This window comes from Mesorhizobium sp. Root102 (assembly GCF_001425625.1).
Lineage (GTDB): Bacteria > Pseudomonadota > Alphaproteobacteria > Rhizobiales > Rhizobiaceae > Mesorhizobium.
On record NZ_LMCP01000003.1, the window covers coordinates 177,596 to 199,259 of the forward strand.

Genomic DNA, 21,664 nt, shown 5'->3' on the forward strand with positions numbered 1-21,664 from the left:
AAACCGCGGCATGGGCTTCGGCTGGATCGAAGCGCCGTTGCGAGACAGATGCAACCAGACAAGGAGAACAGCGTGAGCGTTCAGGAGATTGCCGAGAAGATCAAGTCGCGCGTGGCAAGCAGCGGGTTCGATCGTTCCGTAAAATTCGACACCGGCAGCGACGGCGTCATCGTCATCGACGGCGCGACCGTTTCGACATCAGATGCACCCGCCGACTGCACCATCAAGCTCTCGCTTGACGATCTGGATTCGCTGATCGCTGGCGACCTGAACCCAACCATGGCGTTCATGACCGGCAAGATAAAGGTCGAAGGCGACATGACCGTCGCCATGGCGCTCAGCCAGTTGATCGGCTGAAGGCATCCAGACAAGAAAACGCCGCCAGATGGGCGGCGTTTGAGGCGGCTTGAAGCATCAGGCCGCCGAATTCAGTTCCAGCGCCTTCAGCTTGCGGCCGGCAGCCTTCAGCGTGCCGTGCACGCCGTCAAGCGCGCCTTCCACCAGTTCCAACGCCAGCAAGCGGTGCCGCTCATAGGGCCCCGGCATGGCGAGCGAACCGGTCCCGGCACCCGAGAAGCCGAAGCGTCCATAATAGGGTGCATCTCCGACCAGCAGGATCGCCGCGTGGCCAAGACGCGCCGCCTCGGCGATAGCATGGCGCATCAGCGCCGAGCCGATGCCGGCGCTCTTGAGGGACGGATCGACGGCGAGCGGGCCAAGCAGCAGCGCGGCCTTGCCGCTCTCGCCCAGCGTGACATCCCACAGCCGCACCGTGCCAGCCACACCGCCCGATGCAACGCGTGCAACGAAGGCCAGGCCTTCCGAAGGCCGACGGCCGCGCCGCAGCTTCTCCGACGACTTTTTCCGCCGCTTCGGCCCCATGGCCTCGTCCAACAGGGCTTCACGCGCGGCGATGTCAGTCGCGGTTTCGGCAACAATGGCAATGGCGCTCTCTCCCTCAAGGGGGGAGATTCCGCGCGCAGCGCCGTCAACGATAAAATTTGCAATGTCCATTTCCGCAATCCTTCACGAGCGGAGACTGTTCCACAGGCGAGCCCGGGCGGGCGATCTGTTCGCCCGCGCCGGATGATCTGACCGTTCTTTCGAACCGTCAGATCACGTAGGATCGGAGAGGCTCGAAGCCGTTGAAGGCGACCGCCGAGTAGGTGGTCGTGTAGGCGCCGGTGCCTTCGATCAGCACCTCGTCGCCGATCGTCAGCGACAAAGGCAGCGGATAGGGCGTCTTCTCGTACATCACGTCGGCCGAATCGCAGGTCGGGCCGGCGAGCACGCAGGGCGCGGTCTCCGTGCCGTCATGCGCGGTGACGATCGGGTAGCGGATCGCCTCGTCCATCGTCTCGGCCAGACCGCCGAACTTGCCGATGTCGAGGAACACCCATCGCACATTGTCGTTGGCTGCTTTCTTCGAGATCAGCACGACTTCCGACTTGATGACGCCGGCATTGCCGACCATGCCACGGCCCGGCTCGATGATGGTCTCGGGAAGCGCATTGCCGAAATGCTTGCGCAGCGCCGAGAAGATCGCCTGGCCATAGGCCTGGGCTGCCGGCACGTCACGCAGATAGCGCGTCGGGAAACCGCCGCCCATATTGACCATCTTCAAGACGATGCCTTCCTCGGCGAGCGTCGCAAACACCACCTTGGCGTCGGCCAGTGCACGGTCCCAGGCGGTCAGGTCGGTCTGCTGCGAGCCGACATGGAACGACACGCCATAGGCATCGAGGCCGAGCCCCTTGGCATGGCGCAGCACGTCGACGGCCATCGCCGGCACGCAGCCGAACTTGCGCGACAGCGGCCACTCGGCGCCCTCGCCATCGGTCAGCACGCGGCAGAACACGCGCGCGCCGGGAGCGGCACGGGCAATCTTCTCGACCTCTTCGACGCAATCGACGGCGAACAGGCGGATGCCGAGCTGGTAGGCGCGTGCGATGTCACGTTCCTTCTTGATGGTGTTGCCGAAGGAGATGCGGTCCGCCAGCGCACCGGCGTCCATCGCCATCTCGACTTCGGCAACGGAAGCGGTGTCGAAGGACGAGCCCATCGCAGCAAGCAGGCGCAAGATTTCCGGCGCCGGGTTTGCTTTCACCGCATAGTAGATCTTGGAATCGGGGAGTGCCTTCTCGAAGGCGCGGAAATTGTCGCGCACGACATCGAGGTCGACGACGAGGCAGGGGCCGGACGGACGTCGGGTGGCGAGGAAGTCAAGGATGCGCTGGGTAGCCATCGGGTCTCTCCATCAGCGCCTTTCGGCGCGCAATAAGGCTGCGGAACGCGGGCTGTCAGCCTCGCGAACACGCGGTGGACAAAGGCGAGACGGAAATCCATGGAACCAGCCGGTGGAGACCCCGGAACCATGAAGCGCCGTCTCGCGGCGGTGAACCTTGGCCTTGCCCGGCCTCGGTTCGCTTTGTCTGCCTTGGCTTGGATGGGAGACCCGTCCGCACTGCCGGCAATGAAGGTGTGCCTCTTCAGTAACCCCGGTTTTTGGACAACCGGCAGAACACCAGAAAGGCCCGCACCGTCGTTGCTTCAAGGTGTCCTCGGGCTGGCGGTTGGCCGCTAGACCGACTGGAGGGGTTGGCTCCAGTTACCTTACCGATTTCCCTCACCATTCGAGGATCGGCGGACACCCACAGGCACGTGCGACTTTGGGCAAGGGCGATATATGGCTGGTTGCCGTCACAATCAATAAAAATCGTATCCCAGGTTGTAAAATTTCTGGCATCGAACGATGTTGCGGCAACCGTATCCGGATATCGAACGATGACAGGCACGCACGGCCCTCTCAACGCCTTTCTCGATCTTCGTCAGATGCCGGTGGCACATGCCGAGCTCGGCCCGCTGGCCGGCCTGCGGCTGGCCGTCAAGGACATCTACGACGTCGCCGGCTACCGCACCGGTTGTGGCAATTTGCAGAAATTCGCCGCAAGCCACATCGTCTCGCGCACCGCACCTGCCGTGCAGATGATTCTCGATGCCGGCGCGCGCTTCGTCGGCAAGACGCAGACCGACGAGCTTGCCTTCGCGCTGTTCGGCCAGAATGCGCATTTCTCGTTTCCGGTGAACCCGGCAGCGCCCGACCGCGTCACCGGCGGCTCGTCATCGGGGTCGGCGGCGGCGGTGGCGGGCAGGCTGGCCGACATCGCCACCGGCTCCGACACCGGCGGCTCGATCCGCGCGCCGGCGAGCTTTTGCGGATTGATCGGGCTGCGCACCACGCATGGCCGCATTTCGCTCGATGGCACGATGAAGCTGGCGCCGAGCTTCGACACGTTCGGCTGGTTCGCCGACGACATCGAGACCTATGAGACCGTCGGCAAGCTGCTGCTTGGCCGCGACCCGCACCAGCACACACTCGACCGGCCGCTGGCACTGGATTGGCTGGACGCGCTGGTCGCCCGCCCGGCGATTGCCGAATATGCCGGAATGAAGGCGTTGGCGAGCGCGGTCTTCGGCCCGCTGGCGACGCCAGCAATCCGCTTCACCTCATCTGCGGATGAACTCTACTGGTGCTTTCGCCGGCTGCAGGCCAAGGAGGCCTGGGCGGTGCATGGCGAATGGATCACAAGCGGTGAGCGCGACCTTGGCCCCGGTGTTGAAGAGCGCTTCGGCTTTGGCCGTGCCGTCGACGACAAGACGGCCCAGGCCGAGAAGGTGCGCCGGCTGACCTTTCGCGACGAACTGAGCGCCATGCTCGGCAAGGACGGCTTCCTTGTCCTGCCGACGGTTCCGGGCCCAGCACCCTACGTGGACAGCACGCCGAAGCAATTCCAGGCCTATCGCGAACGGGCGCTCCAACTTCTGTGCCTGGCCGGCCTGTCCGGCTTTCCGCAAATCACCTTGCCCATCGGCGCGGTCGCCGGCGCCCCGTTCGGCCTGTCGCTGCTTGGGCCTTCCGGCAGCGACATTGCCCTGATACGGCTCGGCCGGAAACTTCTCGACGCGGCACGAAAGGCCTGACCATGGACACACTGACCCGCATGCGTGCCTTCATCGATGTGGTCGAGGCCGAAGGCTTTTCGGCGGCGGCGCGCAAGATCGGCCGCTCCAAGGCTCTTTTGTCGAAATATGTGCGCGAGCTGGAGGACGAACTCGGCGCGCTGCTGCTCAACCGCACCACGCGCCAGTTCTCGATGACCGAGGCCGGCCACACCTATTACCGGCGCGCCTCGGAGATCGTGCGCGAGGTCGACAGCTTGGCCGACGCCGTGCGTGAATCCTCCGGCGACGTGCGCGGCCGGATCAAGCTGTCGGCGCCGCGCACCTTCGCCGACGCGCCGATCGGCCAGTCGCTGATCGATTTTGCCAAGCAGCATCCTGACATCGTGCTCGACATCCAGCTCGACGACCGCTTCGTCGATCTGGTCGAGGAGGGCTTCGACCTTGCGGTGCGCATCTCGCGGCTAGAGAACTCGTCGCTGATCGCCAGGCGGCTGGCGCCGTTTTCGATAAAGCTCTGCGCCTCTCCCGAACTGATCGCCAAGCATGGCACGCCGACACGGCCGCAGGATCTCAGCCGCATGCCCTGCATCGTCGACACCAATGGCCGCGGATTGAACAACTGGCCGTTCAAGGGCGACAATGGCGATCCGGTGAGCGTTTCGGTGTCGGGTCCGATCGAGGTCAACAGCCCGATGACGGCGAGAGCCGCGGCCGTGTCTGGGTTGGGGTTCACCGTCCTGCCGGATTTCATCGCCGCGCCCGACCTAGCAAGCGGTCAGCTGGTGGCGGTGATGGATGACCGCATCCTGTCGGGCGGCGGCATTTTCGCCGTCTACCCGCACCGCCGCTATCTCCCGGCGAAAGTACGCGTCTTCGTCGACTTCCTGGTGCAGTGGTTCAGGACGCGTGAAGCTGCCTGACCCACTTCAGCCGAGTAGCGGTCCCAATTTCGCCCCCTTTCTGGTAACTCTCGACATCTCTCCGAGGCCGATGGAATCGCGACCGAGAATGCACCTGAAACGGCACGCAATCATGCTGGCTTCGGCCTTGACGGCGATCTTTGCCGCCACTGGACCGGCTTATGTGCATCCGCACGTCTTCGCCGAGGCACGTCTTGACGTGATCCTCTCCCCGGATCACCAAAGCGTGAAGGCGCTGCGCCATCTCTGGCGCTTCGACGATCTGTTCTCCTCGACGGTGATGATGGAGTTCGACAAGAACTCCGACCTGAAGCTCGACGACAAGGAACTGAAGGATGTCGCCGACACGGTCCATGCCTCGCTGGCTGAGTTCAATTACTTCCAGCTCGTCACCGTCGACGGCAAGGACGTGGCGATGACGCCGCCGCCGCATCTGATGGCCAATTTCGACAACGACCAGTTGATCATCCTGTTCGAGTCCGAGCCGAAGGTGCCGATCAAGCTCAACGGCAAGATCGACATCGGCGTCTACGATCCGACCTTCTACACGGCGATCGACTTCACCGAGGATTCCAACATCACGGTTGAAGGCCTGCCATCGAACTGCACCAGCAAGGTGATCCGTCCGGACCCGGACGAGGCGATCAAGGAAAACCAGAAGACCCTCACCGATGCCTTCTTCAACGATCCGACCGGCACCGACATGAGCAAGATCTTCGCCACCAAGCTCGAACTGACCTGTCAGCCAGAAGGATGAACCCGGTGCCGAAACCGTCCCTGCGTTTGGCATTCGGCCTGTTGGCCCTCACTGTTGTCATGATGCATTTTGCCAACACCGCTCATGCCCAGAGTTCGCTCGGCATCGGCGTCAATGACGGCATGGCGCCCACCACCGGCCCGTTTGCCCACATCCTGATGTGGATCAACCTGCGGCAGCAGGAATTCTATCGTGCGCTGGCAACCGCGATGAAGGCGATGCGCCAGGACGGCAGCAAGATCTGGATACTCATCGGCCTGTCCTTCGCCTACGGCATTTTCCATGCCGCCGGCCCCGGCCACGGCAAGGCGGTGATCTCGTCCTACATGGTGGCCAATGAAGTGGCGCTGCGGCGCGGCATCCTGCTGTCCTTCGTCTCGGCGCTGCTGCAGGGCCTGACGGCGGTCGCGGTGATGGGGGTGGCCTATTTCGTCTTGCGCGGCACCTCCGTCTCGATGACCGACGCGGCCTGGTTCATGGAGGTCATGAGCTTTGCCCTCGTCACCCTGTTCGGCGCCTGGCTTTTGTGGCGCAAGCTCGGCCCCTCCGTCCTGCGTCTGTTTGGCAAAGGCCCCGCCTACAGCCTTTCGGCGGCTCATGCCGGTCATTCTCATGCCGGTCATTCTCATGGTGGCCATTCGCATAGCGGCCATTCGCATGCCGCTCGCAGCCATTCGGCGCATGCCCATTCGCATGCGCTGCAGGTGCATGACGATCACGACCACGCGCACAATCATCCCCACGATCATCACGACCACGGCGCGCATGATCACGATCATGCCCATCACGATCACGCGGCGGGCGAGGTCTGCGACACTTGCGGCCATTCGCATGCGCCCGATCCGGCGCTGCTGTCGGGCGACCGCTTCGATTGGCGCACGGCCTGGTCGGCGGTGGCGGCGGTCGGCATCCGCCCCTGCTCCGGCGCACTGATTGTGCTCAGCTTCGCCCTGCTCAACGGACTTTGGCTGGGCGGCCTGCTGTCGGTTCTGGCAATGTCGCTGGGAACCGCGATCACCGTTTCGGCGCTGGCCACACTCGCGGTGACCGCCAAGAACTGGGCGGTGTATTTCGCCGGCGACGGCCGCATGGGCAACCGCATCCATTCGATCGTCGAGATCGGCGGCGCGGCCTTCGTGTTCCTGTTCGGGCTGTTGCTGTTGTCGGCGAGCCTGGCGGCTGGCGGATGATGCCAGCGCCGCCGCGAGGCTCGGAGCTTAACCCGCGATCTTGCCGCCGAGCTCGTCCTCGATATGCGCGCGGATGATCTCGTCAAAACTCTTTTCGGCAGTGAAGCCAAGTTCCCTCGAGCGCCGCGCCTCGAACCGGGTCGGCCAGCCCTTGACGATCGCCCAGATCGTCGCGTCCGGCTCCTCGCGGATCAGTTTCACCACCTTTGGCCCGGCGATGCGTTCCAGCGCCTCGATCTGCTCGCCGACGGTGACGGCGACGCCGGGCATCGTCAGGTTGCGGCGAGGGCCGACGGCGCTGCCGTCGATCGCTGCCGCATGGATCAGGAAATTGACCGCCGAGCGCGGGCTGGCATGGGTGTGCACGACCGAGCGTGGCACCGGCAGGATCGCCTCCTGGCCGTTCAAGGGCTCGCGGATGATGCCTGAGAAGAAGCCCGAGGCCGCCTTGTTCGGCCTGCCCGGCCGCACACAGATGGTCGGCAGCCTGATGCCGATGCCGTCGAAGAAGCCGCGCCTGGAATAATCGGCCAGCAGTGCTTCGCTCATCTGCTTCTGGGTGCCGTAGGAGGTCAGCGGCGTCGGATGGAATTCATCAGGAATGACATCCGGGAACGGCGCGCCGAACACCGCGATAGACGAGGTGAAGACGACACGCGGCGCAAAGCCCGCCAGCCGGATGGCATCGAACAGCGCCCGTGTGCCGTCTAGATTGACGCGGTAGCCGAGATCGAAATTGGCTTCCGCCTCGCCCGACACGATGCCGGCGAGATGGAAGACAACATCGGGGCGCGATGCAACCAGGCGCTCAGTGGCACCCGCCTCGGCGAGGTCGCCGGTGTGGAGGGTGACGCTGACGCCGTCCATGCTAGGTGCCTGCGGCGGCACGATATCGTGCAGGTCGAGCGCGGTGATCTTGCCGCCGCGCAGCGTGCCGTCCTTGGCCAGCCGGGCGATAAGCTTGCGGCCGACCATGCCTGCGGCACCGGTGATCAGAATGCGCATATCGAAGGTCCCTTATTTTCCTATTTGCCCTGGTTTTTGCGCTGGCTGCGGGCCCGCAGCCAGAACACCGAGAAGAATGCCAGCACGAAGACGATGCCAAAGGCGCCGGCCAGCACGGTCGAGAGGCTGCCGAGAGCCAACATTACGGTCGGCAGATAGTAGGCGCCGATACCGAACAGAAGCATGATCCACACCGCGGCGATAACGGCATTCCTGGTGTCGCGGTCCATCACGCCACACCAGGGCAGCGGGTGTTCATCAAGCTGGTTTTCAAGGCTTTGCAACTCCTGCGGCAGGACCAATCGACATCAATCGATCGGTCCTAGTGATGGTGGTCGTGATGCGCGGCCGCGTCATGCTCGTGCCCGTGGTCGTGATCGTCGTGGTCATCGCCATCGTCGGCGCACTGTCCGAATTCCGATTCCACGGTGGCATGGCTGATGCCGTGCTCGCTGGCAAGCCGCTTCTTGACGGCGCTGACCGCCTGATAGGCATCGACGCTCTCCTCGAGGCAGGCATGCAGCGTCGCCATGTTGCTGGTCCCGTCGAGCGACCAGACATGCATATGATGCACTTCGCGCACCCCAACGACCGTCGCCTCGATGTCCCTGGCGATCAGATCGCGGTCGAGGCTTGGCGGCACGCCCTCGAGGAGGACATGGGCGGCTTCACTCATCAATGACCACGCCGTGTACAGGATCAGCAACGAGACCAGGACCGACAGGATCGGGTCGATCGGCGTCCAGCCGGTCGCCAGGATGACCAGCGCGGCGACGATGGCCGCGGCCGAGCCGAACAGGTCGCCAAGCACGTGCAGGATGGCGCCGCGCATGTTCAAGCTCTCTCGGTCGCCGCCATGCAGCACGAAGAACGAGCCGATGTTGACCAGCAGGCCGAGGGTCGCCACCACCAGCATCGGCCCACCAAGCACCGGCGCCGGCGCCTGCAGGCGCCCCCACGCCTCATAGACGATCCACAGCGCGATGACGAAGATGGCAATGCCGTTGGTATAGGCCACCAGCGTCTTGACCCGGCCGAAGCCGTAGGTGAGACGACCGGTCGCCGGTCGCCCCGCAAGATGAAACGCATACCAGGCAAGGCCGAGCGCGATCGAATCGGCGAGCATGTGGCCGGCATCGGCCAGCAGCGCCAGCGACCCGGTGAGGATGCCGCCGAGCGCTTCGGCGATCATGAAGCCGCCGGTCAGGCAGGCTGCGATCAGCACGCGCTTCTTGTCGGTCGAACCATGCACATGGCCAGCTCCGTGATCATGCCCGCTGTGATCGTGGGTATGTGCCAATGGCAACTCCCGTTACGCGCCTGATCTCACGCCCCGAACTGCGCGCGAAAATCCTCGAGCCGTCGCTTCTGCTGGCCGTCGCCATCGAAATTGGCCGGGTCGAGCCACGCTTCATAGGCTTTGCGTAAGGCCGGCCACTCCTTGTCGATGATCGAATACCATGCCGTATCGCGGTTTTCACCCTTGACGATGAGATGCTGGCGGAAAATGCCCTCGAACTTGAAGCCGAACCGTTCGGCCGCCCGCTTCGAAGGCTCGTTGCGGTTGTTGCACTTCCATTCGTAGCGGCGATAGCCGAGCTCGTCGAAGATGTATTTCATGAACAGGAACTGCGCTTCGGTCGCTCCCGGCTTGCGCGAGATGAGCGGACCCCAATAGATGTTGCCGATCTCGATGACCCCGTAGGCTGGATCGATGCGCATCAGCGTCTGGCGTCCGGCGACCTTGCCGCTGGCCTTGTCGATGACGGTGAAGAACAGGGGATCCTCGCTGGCCTCGACCTTGTCCAGCCATGGCTGGAAGGCGGCGCGCGTCTCCGGCGGATAGTCGGGCAGCCAGGCGAAGCGGCCGTCGACATCGGACACGGAGGACGCTTCGTAGAGGCCGTCGCCGTGTCTTGCAGCACTCAGCGGCTCGAGCCGGACATAGCTTCCGTCGATGGCCTTGCGTTCCGGACGCGGGCGTAGCTGCCAATTCGCAAGATTTTCCGACACCAAAAACTCCAATCCGTTTGACTTTTGCGGCCCAAGGCTCACAAAAACGCGACCCAACAGCAAGAACCACACGGATGGGAAAAATGCTCCACACGATTTCGGCCTTCGACCGTCTTGGCGAGGAAAACGCCTTTGCCGTGCTGGCGCGGGCGACGGCGCTGGCGAGCCAAGGCCGCGACATCGTCAATCTCGGCATCGGCCAGCCCGACTTCAAGACGCCGCAGCATATCGTCGAGGCGGCGATCAAGGCGCTGCGCGACGGCCACCACGGCTACACGCCGGCCAATGGCCTTTTGGCGACGCGCGAGGCAGTGGTGCGTCGCACGCTGACTACCACAGGCATCGAGGTATCGCCCGAAGCTGTGATGATCCTGCCCGGCGGCAAGCCGACCATGTTCGCCGCGATCCTGATGTTCGGCGAGCCTGGCGCCGAGATCCTCTATCCCGACCCAGGCTTCCCCATCTATCGCTCGATGATCGAGTTCACCGGTGCTGCGCCTATTCCCGTGCCGATGCGGGAGGAAAACGGCTTTGCCTTCTCCGCCGAGGAGACGCTGGCTCTGATCACCTCGAAGACCAGGCTGCTGATCCTCAACTCGCCGGCCAACCCGACCGGCGGCGTCACGCCGCGCGCCGAGATCGAGAAGCTGGTCAAGGGGTTGGAGAAGCACCCCGACGTCGCCATCCTTTCAGACGAGATCTACGACGTCATGACCTATGACGGCGAGACGCATTGCTCGCTGCTTGCCTTTCCCGAGATCCGCGACCGGCTGATCGTGCTCAACGGCTGGTCGAAGACCTGGGCGATGACCGGCTGGCGCATGGGCTGGTCGATCTGGCCAAATGGCGACAAGGGCGCCCATCTCTACGACAAGGTGCGCAAGCTGGCGGTCAATTGCTGGTCCTGCGTCAACGCGCCGAGCCAGTTCGCCGGCATCGCGGCCATCGACGGCCCGCAGGACGACGTCGACAAGATGATGCGCGCCTTCAACCGCCGCCGGAAGATCGTTGTCGAGGGATTGAACGCCCTGCCCAACATTTCCTGCATCACGCCCAAGGGCGCGTTCTATGCCTTCCCCAACGTCTCGAAGACCGGCTGGAAGGCAAAGAAGCTCGCTTCGGCGCTGCTCGACGAGGCCGGCGTGGCCTTGATCGGCGGCCCCGATTTCGGCATTCTCGGCGAAGGCTATATCAGGCTCTCCTACGCCAATTCCGAGGAGAATATTTTGCGCGCGCTGGAACGGATCGGGGCGTTCCTGGCGAAGTGAGCTTCAAAGCGGGCCCGTGGCCTCTTTCCGGGTGGTTGCGACTGCAGACAATGATGGGTGTCATGATCCGTCCGGAGACGCACGGCCAGGGCTGGGCGTGCGTCTTGGGAAAAGCTACGCTCCCCTGGACCAGGATCGAAGCAGGTGCCTCAGATGTTCTATGCAATCCTTGCCTATCACGTGGAAGATGCGATCAAGGCGCTGACGCCGCAGGAAGATGCGGCGCTGATGGCGGACCTGCTGAAGATCAACACCCGGCTTCATGAGGAAGGCACGCTTGGACCGTCCGCGCGTCTGGGGGCGACAAAGGATGCTTGCACACTGCGCGGCCCCGGCGATGGCATAATCATCGACGGCCCTTTCGCCGAAACGAAGGAACAGCTTCTCGGTCTCTATGTCGTCGACTGCGCGACGCGCGACGATGCGGTCGCGATCGCCCGCGACCTTCGCCGCGTCAATCCGACCGCCGTTTACGAGATCAGGCCCATTCTGCTTTTCAAGCCCGGTGTGCCGCTGGCGGGGAAATAACTACCCACGTCCGACAAACGGCATCTTGGTCGCCATCACCGTCATGAACAGCACATTGGCGTCGAGCGGCAGGCTGGCCATATGGACGACTGCGTCGGCCACGTGCTGAACGTCCATCACCGCTTCGGCTGATATCGAGCCGTTGGCCTGCGGCACGCCGACCGTCATTGGCTGCGCCATGTCGGTCAGCGCATTGCCGATGTCGATCTGGCCGCAGGCGATGTCATAAGGCCGGCCGTCGAGCGCCAGCGTCTTGGTCAGTCCGGTGATGGCATGCTTGGTCGCTGTGTAGGGGACCGAGCCCGGACGTGGCGCATAGGCCGACACCGAACCGTTGTTGATGATGCGGCCGCCCATCGGCCTCTGCTTGCGCATGGCGCCGAAGGCTGCGCGCGCGCACAGGAACGAACCGGTGAGGTTGACGCCGACGATATCGTTCCACACTGCGACTGGGATCTCGTCGATCGGCGTCGACTTGTAGCCCATGCCGGCATTGTTGAAGAGCAGGTCGACACGGCCGAAGGCCTCCGCCACCGTCTCGAACAGATCGTCGACCTGCTCAGCCTTGGAGATATCGCAGGCAACCGCCAATGCCTTGGCATCGGTGGGACCGGCCTCGGCCACCGCTGCATCCAGCACGGATTTGCGGCGTCCGCAGAACACCGTGTTCCAGCCGGCCTTGAGCAGCGCCGTGGCGACGCTCTTGCCGATGCCCGTGCCGGCGCCGGTGACGATGGCTGTTTTTTGCTCGATCATGACTGTCCTCCGTGACGTCTCAGCCATCGCAAATGATCGCAGCCGTGACAAGCCGGACAGGTGCAAGAACACACCTGCCGACAAAAAGGGCGGTCATTGGCGACCGCCCTGATCTGAACCGGGCTTGGGAGGAGGAAAGCCGATCCGACTGTGTAGAATGATGCGCTTGCTGAGTTAACGAAAGGTTAACACGATGAAGGCGGCCTGTGCCGTTTTGGCCTACCAGCGCGGATTGGGTGAGGTCCCGGCCTTGGCTGGCATCTAGGCTGCCGAAACGGTCGCTTCGACATGGTCTACCAGCGCGTCCGGCAGGCCAAGCCGGCCGGCAAGCAGGTCGAGATAACCGCGCTCGGCGCGTGTGTCGGGATCGATGGTCAGGCGCGACGCTGTATAGAGTTCGAGCTTCTGCGCGTCGGTCATGGCGCCGGCCACCAGCGTGTCGAGGTTGAGCGGACTTGCCAGCTCCGCCATCAGGAACTTTTCGGCATCGGAGCCTATGCCGGCCACGCTAAGCTTGCCGGCGATCTTCTGGCGCTCGTCATCGTCGATATGGCCGTCGGCCTTCGCTGCCGAGATCATCGCCCGCACCAGGGTCAACGTGAAATCGTCCTCGCCCTGTGGCGCCTGCGACGGGTGGAAAGCAGTGTCCTTGGGCGGCGGCAGCAATTCCGGTTCGCCGCCCTCTGGCGCCGCGGCCGGTGCGTTGCCTGCCTTGTAGTTCTGGTAGGCCTTGTAGGCGAGGCCGCCGATCGCGGCCAGTCCACCAAGCTTCACCGCAGCGCCCGTCACCCCACGGCCGGCGCCGGTTCCGAGCAGCACGGCGGCCAGTGCGCCGGCGGCCAGCGGATTGTCCTTGGCCATCTGCACGGCCTGATCGGCCTTGTCGCGGACGGTGCCGCTGGTGCCAGGGATTTGCGAACCGAGCAGATCGTCGAGAAGCTTCTTGGGATCGAACATTCAATGCCTCCAGGATTTGCCCGGCCGAACGGGCAGGTTTCGAACGTCGCAGAGGTAAGTCCCGTACCCCAGCATTACAATGACAGACCCTCGCTTGCCGCAACCGTCGGACCTAAGATCCGATATGCCGACCCCTGCCCCGTGCTGCGGCGAGTTCGACCTGCCGCTGTCGCTCGGCATAACGCTGACGGTCCTCGTCCGAACGCGCATCGAAGCAACGCGGGCACGAAACACCGGCAGAAAATTTGGGCGACGTCAGGTCACTCGGCGTCAGCGGATGGCGGCAGGCGCGGCAGAGTTCCGCTTCACCCTCGGCGAGGCCGTGCGACACCGAAACCCGCTCGTCGAAGACGAAGCACTCGCCCTGCCAGAGGCTCTGTTCCGGGGGAACCTCCTCGAGATATTTGAGGATGCCGCCCTTGAGGTGAAACACATCCTCGAAGCCGAGCGACCTGACATAGGCGGTCGCCTTTTCGCAGCGAATACCGCCGGTGCAGAACATCGCGACCTTGCGGCCTTCGAGCTCCGCCCGGTGTGCTTCAACCCAGGCCGGGAACTCGCGAAAGCTTGAGGTGGCTGGGTCGACAGCACCCCTGAAAGTGCCGATCGACACCTCGTAGGCGTTGCGCGTGTCGATGATAACAGTATCGGGTTCCGAAATCAGCGCGTTCCAGTCGGCCGGCGCGACATAGGTGCCGGCGCGTTTCGAAGGGTCGATGTCCTCGACACCCATGGTGACGATTTCGCGCTTCAGCCGCACCTTCATGCGGTGGAACGGCATTTCCGCGGCGACGCTGTACTTGACCTCGAGGCCGGCAAGCCCTTCGATGGCTTCGAGATACAAGATCAGTTCGGCAATCGCCGTTTCGCCGCCGGCGACGGTGCCGTTTATGCCTTCATGCGCCAGAAGCAGCGTGCCCTTGATGCCGCGCCCGCAACAGAAGGCCGCGAGCGGCGCGCGCAGCTCTTCGAAGGCGTCGAGCCGGGCAAACCGGTAGAGCGCGGCGACGCAAAGGGGCTGGGATGGATTGGACGGCGTCATTGCCAGAGCAACTAGACGCTCGTAAAAGCCGATTCAAGGCAAAACGGCTCCGGATGCGTGTCATGGCCCTGTCGGGAAAGAGCCCGTAGGCTGTCCGGCGGCGCGTGACATCGCGACGCGACCGGTTTCATGGACAGGCAAACACCTGTCTGCTAATCGGTTGAAATTCCCTAGGATACGGAGAGACAGATGCCCAGCAAGACCGAAAAACTCCTGTCGCTCCTCAACGGCCAGCCGGTCATCCCGGTGCTGAAGATCGCTGATGTCGCTGACGCCGTGCCGCTGGCCCGCGCACTGGCGCGTGGCGGCCTGCCGGCAATCGAGATTACGCTGAGGACCGCCGACGCGCTGGAAGCCATCCGGCGGGTGGCTGGCGAAGTCGAGGAAGCCATCGTCGGCGCCGGCACCATTCTCGATAGCAGGCAGTTCGAAGAGGCAGCGAGCACAGGCTCTCGGTTCATCGTCAGCCCCGGCATCACCCGCGAGCTTCTGGCGGCAGCCGCCGACAGCGACGTTCCGCTGCTGCCCGGTGCTATCACGCCTGGCGAGATCATGGCGGCGCGGGAAGCCGGCTTGCGCTTTCTCAAATTCTTCCCGGCCGAGCAGTCGGGCGGCATCGCTACGCTGAAGGCCTTCGCCTCGCCGCTCGCCGATGTGAAATTCTGCCCGACCGGCGGCATCACCGGCAAGAACGCGGCCGACTATCTCAGCCTGCCCAACGTGGTCTGCGTCGGCGGCTCCTGGGTGGCGCCCGATGACTTGGTCAAGGCCGGCAAGTGGAACGAGATCGAAGCTCTGGCGCGCGCGGCGAGCAAGCTCGCAAAATAAGGCCTTCATCACGGCGCGAAAAAAACCGGCCGACTTGCGTCGACCGCGATTGCCAGATGTTTTTACCAGGCCTGCTTTGGGCTTGGATCAGTTGCAGACCCTGACCTCCCTGACCACCTTGTGGTGGTGCCTCCAGGTCGTGACCAGCTTGGTCCTGCAGTGCTTCTTCATATGCATATGGTCGGTGGTCTTGACGACAATGGTCGCGGCCTGCGTGGGAGCGATGGCCGCCGCAGCGGTTGCCAACGCAATGACCGATGCCAATAGAATGTTCTTCATGGATATCCCCGGGTTTGAACGAACACCGGAGAAACACTTGAAAAGGCAGGCAGTTCCACGATCACAGCAATGTCAGACCGGCGTGATTGGACCAGCGGCGAGCGGTGCGGCCACGCAACAAAAAGCCGCGCAGGTTGCCCGGCGCGGCTTTGTCGTTCGATTGGTCGTCACTTGGTCTGGAAGCGGGCGACCGACATGAACTTGACGGCGTTGCCGGTGAAGCGGTTGGCATCGGCCACCTGATTGCTCGGCTGGAAGCCGGCGGTGTAGACCTCGCTCGGCGGCGTGTGCACGATGCTGTAGGCGTAGCCCGGCGCCGTCGTCGAGCTTGAAACGGCGGCGACATGCTCGCCGCTGGTCAGAGCCCAGCGGGCGGCCTGCGGTGCGGCGGCAACCACCATGGCCTTGGGACCTGGCTTCAGGTCGCGGGCCGTGGCTCTTGATTCCTTGCGGGTCGTCTTGACGCCGGCACCGATCGCGGCGGCCGGATCGGAGCCGGCCGGACGGGCAACGACAGCCTCGCGCGGTGTCGCGGCGTCGGTACCCGACGGATCGTTGAAGGCCGAACGCGGCTCGGATTCCGACAAGGAAGCAACCTGGTATGCGTCGGCCGCGCCGACCTGTGCAGTAGCCTCGTCGAGCACGGCCTTGACCGCATCGGGCCTGGCCATCTCGGGGCGCGCTGTCGGCAGCACCGAGAACGCACCGGTCGCGGTCTTGCCTTGATCAGCCGTCTCGGCCAGCGCCATCAGCACATCCTTGCTGGGCGGCGGAGCCAGAGCGGCCGGCAGGGAATTGTCGGGACGCCATGTCGGCAACGGTATGTTGTTGACCACGACCTGGGCCGGATCTGCCGAAGCCGTTGCATCGGCCATGCCGAAAGGAACGCTCGCCGGCGCATGCGCGGTCGCCACTGCCTGCTCGGTGGTGGCTGTCGCATCGGCCATGGCAAAAGGCACGTTCTCAGGCTGTTGGGCGCCGACGTCGGCCTTCGGCCGCGGTGCGAAATCAGGCAGCGGAATGCTGCGTGCCGGCAGCGCCGCGATGATCGTCTCCGGCGTATCCTGTTCCGGCTCCGGAGCCTGCTCCTCCGCGATTTGCGGAATTTCGGCGCGCTGCGCATTCTCCGGCGCCACGATGGCGATGCCCGGGAGGTTGCTGGTCTTGGCTGCCGCGGCCGGCTTCAGGTTTCTGGCCTTGGGTGGGGGGGCAGCCGAAGCGGTCCCGACATCGGCGCTGTCGTCGGCCTCGTCGTCGCCGCCGCCAAAGAAAGCCGACAGGAACCCACCTGATTTCTTGCTGCTGCCGCCGGCACTGGCCAACTCGATGGCCGGAGCGCCTGAACCCTTGCGCGCCTTGTAGGAGGCGAGCGCCTGCTCAAAGCCGGGCAGCGGCCTGCCGTCGCTCGGCACATGCAGCGTCTTGCCATTGGGGAACAGGCTGACCAGTTCCTGGCGGCTGATACCGGGCCAATGACGCACATTGCCGACATCCATATGGACGAACGGCGAACCGGATGACGGATAGTAGCCGACGCCACCACCCTGCATCTTGAGACCGATGTTACGCAGCTTCTTCAATTGCACGCCGGGAATGTAGAAATCCATCGCCTTGCCGAGCATGTGCTGGCTCTTCTCGGCGACGCCCCTGCTGCGGCTGCGCAGCATCGAGTTCGTCGACGGCGAGCGATAGCCGCAGACGACCTGGATGTAGTCCGTGGAGCCGCTTTCCCGATACGCCTCCCAGACCAGATCCAGCAGACGCGGATCCATCTTGGTCGGCTCGTTGCGGCGCCAGTCGCGCAGAATGATGTTGATCTTCCTGAGACCCTCGGGAACGTAGCGGCCGTTGCGCTTGTAGACGATCTCGGCCTTCTCGTGGGTGTGGAGGTGATAGAGCTTCAGCGAACGTGTTTCAGCGCTGGCTCCGGTCGCAGCCGCGGCAACAAAACCAAAAGCGACAATCAACACCGCCAGCCATTTCGGCCAGACGCTCAAATGATGGTGCCGCCCGTTTGTGTGTCGTTCGATTCTGTTCAAATCAAAAGGCCTTGCAGGCTGCCGTTTGTCCCCGGATTTGTCCAAACGGATGTGTCGTCCTCACATCCGAATATCGATCCTAATGGTTAATCATCGCTTATTGAAGCCGAAATGCGGTAACACCGTGGCGATATCCCGTCAAAAATCGTTCACAGGGTTTCTTGGTAAACCGCTGGTTTAGATCAGATTTCCGCCTTCGCCCCAAACACGATGTGTTACCGTTAGCCTTAATGCGTGAACAGAGCTGTCCACAGGCCTGCGACAATCCACCGAAGGCGATACAGGGCCTGTTGTGGCATTGCAAGCTGGCGCCGGCCTTGTGGCCGACGCCTGATCCGGTCCGAAGGTCAGCGTAGCAAGAAGCGGGGGAACGGTTTCTGGATTCAATCCAAACGGGATTTGCTCTAGGAAGCGAGCCGGTCGACGCGGCCGGTTTCGGGGTCGATGCCGTATTCCTTGAGCTTGCGGTAAAGCGTCGAGCGGCCGATGCCGAGTCGGCGAGCGACTTCGCTCATCTGGCCGTTGTAATGATCGATGGCGAGCTTGATCATTTCGAGTTCGACATCGGCCAGCGCACGCACATTGCCGCGTTCGTCGAGCGCCAGCAACGTGCCAAAGCGAGGTTGCAGCCTGGCCGGCGGATCGGATGCGGTCGCCAGCCCACCCTCGCCGGGCAAGGCTTCCTCGTCGCCCCCCTCCAGAGGCAGGGACGGCGACGGCGCATCGCCGTCCGTGTCGAGATTGACGGTGCCTTCCACCTGCGCCCGGATCTGCGGGAAGTCCTCCGTGGTCAGCACATCGCCTTCGCAAAGCACCGAGGCCCGGAAGACGGCATTTTCGAGCTGCCGGATGTTTCCGGGCCAGTCATAGGCCTGCAGCACGGCAAGTGCTGCAGCCGAAATGCCTTGCAGGCGATGACGCGGGTCGGCCGGCGCCACCTTGTCCATGAAATGGGTGACCAGATAGGGGATGTCGTCGCGGCGGTCGCGCAACGGCGGCACGAAGATCGGGTAGACGTTCAGCCGATAGAACAGATCCTCGCGGAACTTGCCGTCCTTGACCTGCTGCAGGAGGTTGCGGTGCGTCGCCGAAATCAGCCTGATGTCGACCCTGACGGTCGAGCGTCCGCCGACCGGATCGACCTCACCGTCCTGCACGGCGCGCAACAGCTTGACCTGCACGTCGAGCGGCAGGTCGCCGATCTCGTCGAGAAACAGCGTGCCCGAATGCGCCTCGACGAATTTGCCGGTGTGCTTGTCGGTGGCGCCGGTGAACGAGCCCTTCTCGTGGCCGAACAGGATCGATTCGACCAGATTGTCTGGAATGGCGCCGCAATTGACGGTGACGAAGGGTTTCGAGCGGCGGTCGCCGCTGCCCTGGATGGCGCGCGCCACCAACTCCTTGCCGACGCCGGACTCGCCCTCGATCAGGATCGGAATGTTGGAAGCCGCTGCCTTCTGGCCAAGGCGGATCACCCTGTCCATGGCCGGGCTGTGCGTGATCATGTCCTTGAAGGTCAGAAGGCCGCTGCGCCGGCGCAACGTGCGCTTGACCTCGCCCTCGACGGCCTCGACCTTGAGCGCATTGCCGATCGAAGCCTGCAGCCTGTCGGGAGACGCCGGCTTGACGACGAAATCGAAGGCCCCGTGGCGCATCGCCGAAACCACGGTCTCGATGCCGCCCTGCGAAGTCTGCACGATGGCCGGGATATTTATGTCGCGCTCACGCATCGCCTTGAGCACGCCGATACCGTCGAGGCCGGGCATGACCAGATCGAGGATGACCACCGAAACCTCGCGGGCGCTGGACCCGTCGAGGATATCGAGAGCGGCCGCGCCGCCGTCGACGACGATTGCCGTGTAGCCGAACCGCGTCACCGCCGCTTCGAGTAGCCGGCGCTGCACGGGATCGTCATCGACTATGAGTATGGAACCTGTCATGACTGATACGACTATGCCCGCCCGAGGAGTTCTGCCCTGTGGACCATCTTGGCACAGGGTTCTAAATAAGGTTTCAAAAAACCCGGTGAATGAATTCCTTAGGATTTGACCGGCTTCTCGTTTCTCCTTGAACCTTGGCCACGGAAGGTGTCGGCAATGCACATGGTTTCTGGGCACATGGTTTCTGCTCGGCAGCTTGCGGCGCCAGCGTCCGGTCAGGGCGCGGCCGAGCTTAGCGACCTGCCGGAATGGAACCTTGCCGATCTCTATGCCGGCATGGATGCGCCGGAACTGAAGCGCGACATCGCCAAGGCCGCCACTGATGCGATCAGCTTCGAGAGCCGCTGGAAGGGCACGCTGGCCGCCGAGGCCGAGCGCGGCAGCGCCGGCAGGCTGGGCGAGGCGCTTGTCGCCTACGAGGCATTGGAGGAACTGATCGGCCGCATCGTCTCCTATGCGGGACTGGTCTATGCCGGCAACACCGCCGACCCGCAGCGCGCCAAGCTCTATGGCGACATCCAGGAGAAGATGACCGACGCCAGCGCGCACCTTCTGTTCTTCGCGCTCGAACTCAACCTTATCGACGATGCCGCCATCGAAGGCGCGCTCGCCGGCGATCCCGCTTTCGGCCACTACCGGCCTTGGGTGCTCGATCTGCGCAAGGACAAGCCCTACCAGCTCGAGGACCGTGTCGAGCAACTCTTCCACGAAAAATCAATCACCGGGCGCGGCGCCTGGAACCGCCTGTTCGACGAGACGATGACCGACCTTCGCTTCGACATCGACGGCGAGGAACTGACGCTGGAGCCGGCACTGAACCGCTTGCAGGACGCCGATGGCGAGGTGCGCCGCCAAGCGTCCGAGGCGCTGGCCACGACCTTCCGCAGGAATTTGCGCACCTTCGCGCTGATCACCAACACGCTGGCCAAGGACAAGGAAATATCAGACCGCTGGCGCGGCTTCGAGGACATCGCCGATTCACGCCATCTCGCCAACCGCGTCGAGCGCAGCGTGGTGGATGCCCTGGCCTCCGCCGTGCGCGATGCCTATCCGCGCCTGTCACATCGCTACTACGCGATGAAGGCGCGCTGGCTGGGCATGGAGGTGATGAACCACTGGGACCGCAACGCGCCGTTGCCGGATACGCCCCAGGCGATCATCGGCTGGGACGAGGCCAGGAACACCGTGCTGTCCGCCTATCAGCGCTTTTCGCCCGACATGGCGGAGATCGCGCGAACCTTCTTCGACCGCAACTGGATCGACGCGCCGGTGCGGCCCGGCAAGTCGCCTGGCGCTTTCGCCCATCCGACCGTGCCGTCGGCGCACCCTTACGTCCTGCTCAATTACATGGGCAAGCCGCGCGATGTGATGACGCTGGCGCATGAGCTTGGCCATGGCGTGCATCAGGTGCTGGCCAGCGGCCAGGGTGCGCTGATGGCCTCGACGCCGCTGACGCTGGCCGAGACGGCGTCCGTCTTCGGCGAGATGCTGACCTTCCGCTCGCTGCTCGACCAGACCACAGACAGGCGCGAGCGCAAGGCCATGCTGGCCCAGAAGGTCGAGGACATGATCAACACGGTCGTGCGCCAGATCGCCTTCTATGAATTCGAGCGCAAGGTGCATGCCGAGCGCAAGAATGGCGAACTGACCTCCGACAGGCTCGGCCAGTTCTGGCTCGAAGTGCAGGCCGAAAGCCTCGGCCCGGCGATCAAGCTGCGCGAAGGCTACGAGGTGTTCTGGACCTACATTCCGCACTTCATCCATTCGCCCTTCTACGTCTACGCCTATGCTTTCGGCGACTGCCTGGTGAATTCGCTCTACGCGGTCTACCAGAATGCCGAGCGTGGCTTCCAGGACAAGTATTTCGAGATGCTGCGCGCCGGCGGCACCAAGCATCATTCCGAGCTTCTGGCGCCCTTCGGCCTTGATGCCACCGACCCCGCCTTCTGGCAGATCGGGCTTGGCGTCATCAGTGGCCTGATCGACGAGTTGGAAGCGCTCGACGCTTGATACATGTCCCGTAGGCGTCCCTGAACAGTTTAGCCGGAATGCATGTTGGGATAGCTCTATTATCGTCCTAAATATCTGTTCTTGAAGTACTCTCCACCGAAGTTTTCCGATAGCTTTCCACAAGCTCTATGATAGCCTTCGCTCCAAGCTCAGCCGGAGCGCATGCGGA

At 63.6% G+C, this 21,664-nt stretch carries 21 protein-coding genes; 9 read left to right on the forward strand and 12 right to left on the reverse strand.

Going from position 1 to position 21,664, the window contains the following annotated elements:
• Nucleotides 1–72: 72 nt before the first annotated feature.
• Nucleotides 73–357: an SCP2 sterol-binding domain-containing protein gene (locus ASD12_RS05475; protein ID WP_056582750.1), complete on the forward strand. Its 285-nt coding sequence runs from the start codon at nucleotides 73–75 to the stop codon at nucleotides 355–357.
• Nucleotides 358–414: 57 nt separating this feature from the next.
• Here ASD12_RS05475 and ASD12_RS05480 read toward each other — a convergent pair whose 3' ends face one another.
• Both ASD12_RS05480 and odc2 read right to left on the reverse strand, forming a co-directional pair.
• Nucleotides 415–1,014, reverse strand: coding sequence for an N-acetyltransferase (locus tag ASD12_RS05480; protein ID WP_056582678.1), 600 nt, complete (start codon nucleotides 1,012–1,014; stop codon nucleotides 415–417).
• Nucleotides 1,015–1,111: 97 nt separating this feature from the next.
• Complete coding sequence (gene odc2 / locus ASD12_RS05485; RefSeq protein WP_056582679.1) at nucleotides 1,112–2,245, reverse strand: ornithine/lysine decarboxylase; 1,134 nt, start codon at nucleotides 2,243–2,245, stop codon at nucleotides 1,112–1,114.
• A gap of 539 nt (nucleotides 2,246–2,784) precedes the next feature.
• Between odc2 and ASD12_RS05490 the strand changes: the two genes are divergently transcribed.
• The 4 genes from ASD12_RS05490 to ASD12_RS05505 all read left to right on the forward strand — a co-directional run bounded on the left by ASD12_RS05490 (nucleotide 2,785) and on the right by ASD12_RS05505 (nucleotide 6,830).
• The gene (locus tag ASD12_RS05490; protein ID WP_056582681.1) at nucleotides 2,785–3,981 is read left to right on the forward strand and encodes an amidase; all 1,197 of its coding nucleotides are present in this window, start codon (nucleotides 2,785–2,787) and stop codon (nucleotides 3,979–3,981) included.
• Nucleotides 3,982–3,983: 2 nt separating this feature from the next.
• Complete coding sequence (locus ASD12_RS05495; RefSeq protein WP_056582683.1) at nucleotides 3,984–4,883, forward strand: LysR family transcriptional regulator; 900 nt, start codon at nucleotides 3,984–3,986, stop codon at nucleotides 4,881–4,883.
• A gap of 88 nt (nucleotides 4,884–4,971) precedes the next feature.
• On the forward strand, nucleotides 4,972–5,640 hold the full coding sequence (locus ASD12_RS05500) for a DUF1007 family protein (RefSeq protein ID WP_056582685.1): 669 nt from the start codon (nucleotides 4,972–4,974) through the stop codon (nucleotides 5,638–5,640).
• Entirely contained in the window at nucleotides 5,637–6,830 is a 1,194-nt protein-coding gene (locus ASD12_RS05505; protein ID WP_056582687.1) for a nickel/cobalt transporter, read from the forward strand. The genes ASD12_RS05500 and ASD12_RS05505 overlap by 4 nt, the downstream gene beginning before the upstream one ends.
• Nucleotides 6,831–6,857: 27 nt before the next feature.
• Here the strand turns inward: ASD12_RS05505 and denD are convergent, their stop codons facing one another.
• The 4 genes from denD to ASD12_RS05525 form a co-directional block, all read right to left on the reverse strand.
• A complete protein-coding gene (gene denD / locus ASD12_RS05510; protein ID WP_056582689.1) occupies nucleotides 6,858–7,835 on the reverse strand; it encodes a D-erythronate dehydrogenase in 978 nt (325 codons plus the stop codon).
• Nucleotides 7,836–7,855: 20 nt separating this feature from the next.
• Nucleotides 7,856–8,068 (reverse strand): hypothetical protein, encoded by a 213-nt coding sequence (locus tag ASD12_RS05515; protein WP_082525260.1) that lies wholly within the window; start codon nucleotides 8,066–8,068, stop codon nucleotides 7,856–7,858.
• 89 nt (nucleotides 8,069–8,157) lie between these two features.
• Nucleotides 8,158–9,087 (reverse strand): cation diffusion facilitator family transporter, encoded by a 930-nt coding sequence (locus tag ASD12_RS05520; protein WP_244482747.1) that lies wholly within the window; start codon nucleotides 9,085–9,087, stop codon nucleotides 8,158–8,160.
• 74 nt (nucleotides 9,088–9,161) lie between these two features.
• Complete coding sequence (locus ASD12_RS05525) at nucleotides 9,162–9,848, reverse strand: GNAT family protein (RefSeq protein WP_056582752.1); 687 nt, start codon at nucleotides 9,846–9,848, stop codon at nucleotides 9,162–9,164.
• Between the two features lie 83 nt (nucleotides 9,849–9,931).
• Between ASD12_RS05525 and ASD12_RS05530 the strand changes: the two genes are divergently transcribed.
• The gene (locus ASD12_RS05530; protein WP_056582695.1) at nucleotides 9,932–11,116 is read left to right on the forward strand and encodes a pyridoxal phosphate-dependent aminotransferase; all 1,185 of its coding nucleotides are present in this window, start codon (nucleotides 9,932–9,934) and stop codon (nucleotides 11,114–11,116) included.
• A 153-nt stretch (nucleotides 11,117–11,269) separates the two neighbouring features.
• Nucleotides 11,270–11,644: a YciI family protein gene (locus tag ASD12_RS05535; RefSeq protein ID WP_056582697.1), complete on the forward strand. Its 375-nt coding sequence runs from the start codon at nucleotides 11,270–11,272 to the stop codon at nucleotides 11,642–11,644.
• Here ASD12_RS05535 and ASD12_RS05540 read toward each other — a convergent pair whose 3' ends face one another.
• From ASD12_RS05540 to ASD12_RS05550, 3 genes are all read right to left on the reverse strand, one after another.
• Nucleotides 11,645–12,400 carry an SDR family oxidoreductase gene (locus ASD12_RS05540; RefSeq protein ID WP_056582699.1) on the reverse strand — a complete coding sequence of 252 codons (756 nt, stop codon included), beginning with the start codon at nucleotides 12,398–12,400 and terminating at the stop codon, nucleotides 11,645–11,647.
• Nucleotides 12,401–12,661: 261 nt separating this feature from the next.
• Nucleotides 12,662–13,357 carry a tellurite resistance TerB family protein gene (locus ASD12_RS05545; protein ID WP_056582701.1) on the reverse strand — a complete coding sequence of 232 codons (696 nt, stop codon included), beginning with the start codon at nucleotides 13,355–13,357 and terminating at the stop codon, nucleotides 12,662–12,664.
• Nucleotides 13,358–13,469: 112 nt separating this feature from the next.
• The gene (locus ASD12_RS05550; RefSeq protein WP_056582703.1) at nucleotides 13,470–14,399 is read right to left on the reverse strand and encodes a rhodanese-related sulfurtransferase; all 930 of its coding nucleotides are present in this window, start codon (nucleotides 14,397–14,399) and stop codon (nucleotides 13,470–13,472) included.
• A gap of 189 nt (nucleotides 14,400–14,588) precedes the next feature.
• Here ASD12_RS05550 and ASD12_RS05555 point away from each other — a divergent pair, with 189 nt between their 5' ends.
• On the forward strand, nucleotides 14,589–15,227 hold the full coding sequence (locus ASD12_RS05555) for a 2-dehydro-3-deoxy-phosphogluconate aldolase (RefSeq protein WP_056582705.1): 639 nt from the start codon (nucleotides 14,589–14,591) through the stop codon (nucleotides 15,225–15,227).
• A gap of 87 nt (nucleotides 15,228–15,314) precedes the next feature.
• Here the strand turns inward: ASD12_RS05555 and ASD12_RS05560 are convergent, their stop codons facing one another.
• From ASD12_RS05560 to ASD12_RS05570, 3 genes are all read right to left on the reverse strand, one after another.
• Entirely contained in the window at nucleotides 15,315–15,506 is a 192-nt protein-coding gene (locus tag ASD12_RS05560) for a hypothetical protein (RefSeq protein ID WP_056582706.1), read from the reverse strand.
• A 167-nt stretch (nucleotides 15,507–15,673) separates the two neighbouring features.
• Complete coding sequence (locus ASD12_RS05565) at nucleotides 15,674–17,503, reverse strand: DUF882 domain-containing protein (protein ID WP_056582708.1); 1,830 nt, start codon at nucleotides 17,501–17,503, stop codon at nucleotides 15,674–15,676.
• A gap of 446 nt (nucleotides 17,504–17,949) precedes the next feature.
• On the reverse strand, nucleotides 17,950–19,485 hold the full coding sequence (locus tag ASD12_RS05570; RefSeq protein ID WP_056582710.1) for a sigma-54 dependent transcriptional regulator: 1,536 nt from the start codon (nucleotides 19,483–19,485) through the stop codon (nucleotides 17,950–17,952).
• 162 nt (nucleotides 19,486–19,647) lie between these two features.
• Between ASD12_RS05570 and ASD12_RS05575 the strand changes: the two genes are divergently transcribed.
• Nucleotides 19,648–21,495 carry a M3 family oligoendopeptidase gene (locus ASD12_RS05575; protein WP_244482752.1) on the forward strand — a complete coding sequence of 616 codons (1,848 nt, stop codon included), beginning with the start codon at nucleotides 19,648–19,650 and terminating at the stop codon, nucleotides 21,493–21,495.
• The last annotated feature ends 169 nt before the right edge of the window (nucleotides 21,496–21,664 follow it).

Bases quoted from the DNA above. Each gene is read 5' to 3' on its own strand.
- denD (WP_056582689.1), bottom strand. From the start codon at position 7,835: ATGCGCATTCTGATCACCGGTGCCGCAGGCATGGTCGGCCGCAAGCTT.
- ASD12_RS05560 (WP_056582706.1), bottom strand. From the start codon at position 15,506: ATGAAGAACATTCTATTGGCATCGGTCATTGCGTTGGCAACCGCTGCG.
- ASD12_RS05550 (WP_056582703.1), bottom strand. From the start codon at position 14,399: ATGACGCCGTCCAATCCATCCCAGCCCCTTTGCGTCGCCGCGCTCTAC.
- ASD12_RS05480 (WP_056582678.1), bottom strand. From the start codon at position 1,014: ATGGACATTGCAAATTTTATCGTTGACGGCGCTGCGCGCGGAATCTCC.
- ASD12_RS05495 (WP_056582683.1), top strand. From the start codon at position 3,984: ATGGACACACTGACCCGCATGCGTGCCTTCATCGATGTGGTCGAGGCC.
- ASD12_RS05505 (WP_056582687.1), top strand. From the start codon at position 5,637: ATGAACCCGGTGCCGAAACCGTCCCTGCGTTTGGCATTCGGCCTGTTG.
- ASD12_RS05545 (WP_056582701.1), bottom strand. From the start codon at position 13,357: ATGTTCGATCCCAAGAAGCTTCTCGACGATCTGCTCGGTTCGCAAATC.
- ASD12_RS05575 (WP_244482752.1), top strand. From the start codon at position 19,648: ATGGTTTCTGGGCACATGGTTTCTGCTCGGCAGCTTGCGGCGCCAGCG.
- ASD12_RS05490 (WP_056582681.1), top strand. From the start codon at position 2,785: ATGACAGGCACGCACGGCCCTCTCAACGCCTTTCTCGATCTTCGTCAG.
- ASD12_RS05535 (WP_056582697.1), top strand. From the start codon at position 11,270: ATGTTCTATGCAATCCTTGCCTATCACGTGGAAGATGCGATCAAGGCG.
- ASD12_RS05540 (WP_056582699.1), bottom strand. From the start codon at position 12,400: ATGATCGAGCAAAAAACAGCCATCGTCACCGGCGCCGGCACGGGCATC.
- ASD12_RS05530 (WP_056582695.1), top strand. From the start codon at position 9,932: ATGCTCCACACGATTTCGGCCTTCGACCGTCTTGGCGAGGAAAACGCC.
- ASD12_RS05570 (WP_056582710.1), bottom strand. From the start codon at position 19,485: ATGACAGGTTCCATACTCATAGTCGATGACGATCCCGTGCAGCGCCGG.
- ASD12_RS05555 (WP_056582705.1), top strand. From the start codon at position 14,589: ATGCCCAGCAAGACCGAAAAACTCCTGTCGCTCCTCAACGGCCAGCCG.
- ASD12_RS05500 (WP_056582685.1), top strand. From the start codon at position 4,972: ATGCACCTGAAACGGCACGCAATCATGCTGGCTTCGGCCTTGACGGCG.
- odc2 (WP_056582679.1), bottom strand. From the start codon at position 2,245: ATGGCTACCCAGCGCATCCTTGACTTCCTCGCCACCCGACGTCCGTCC.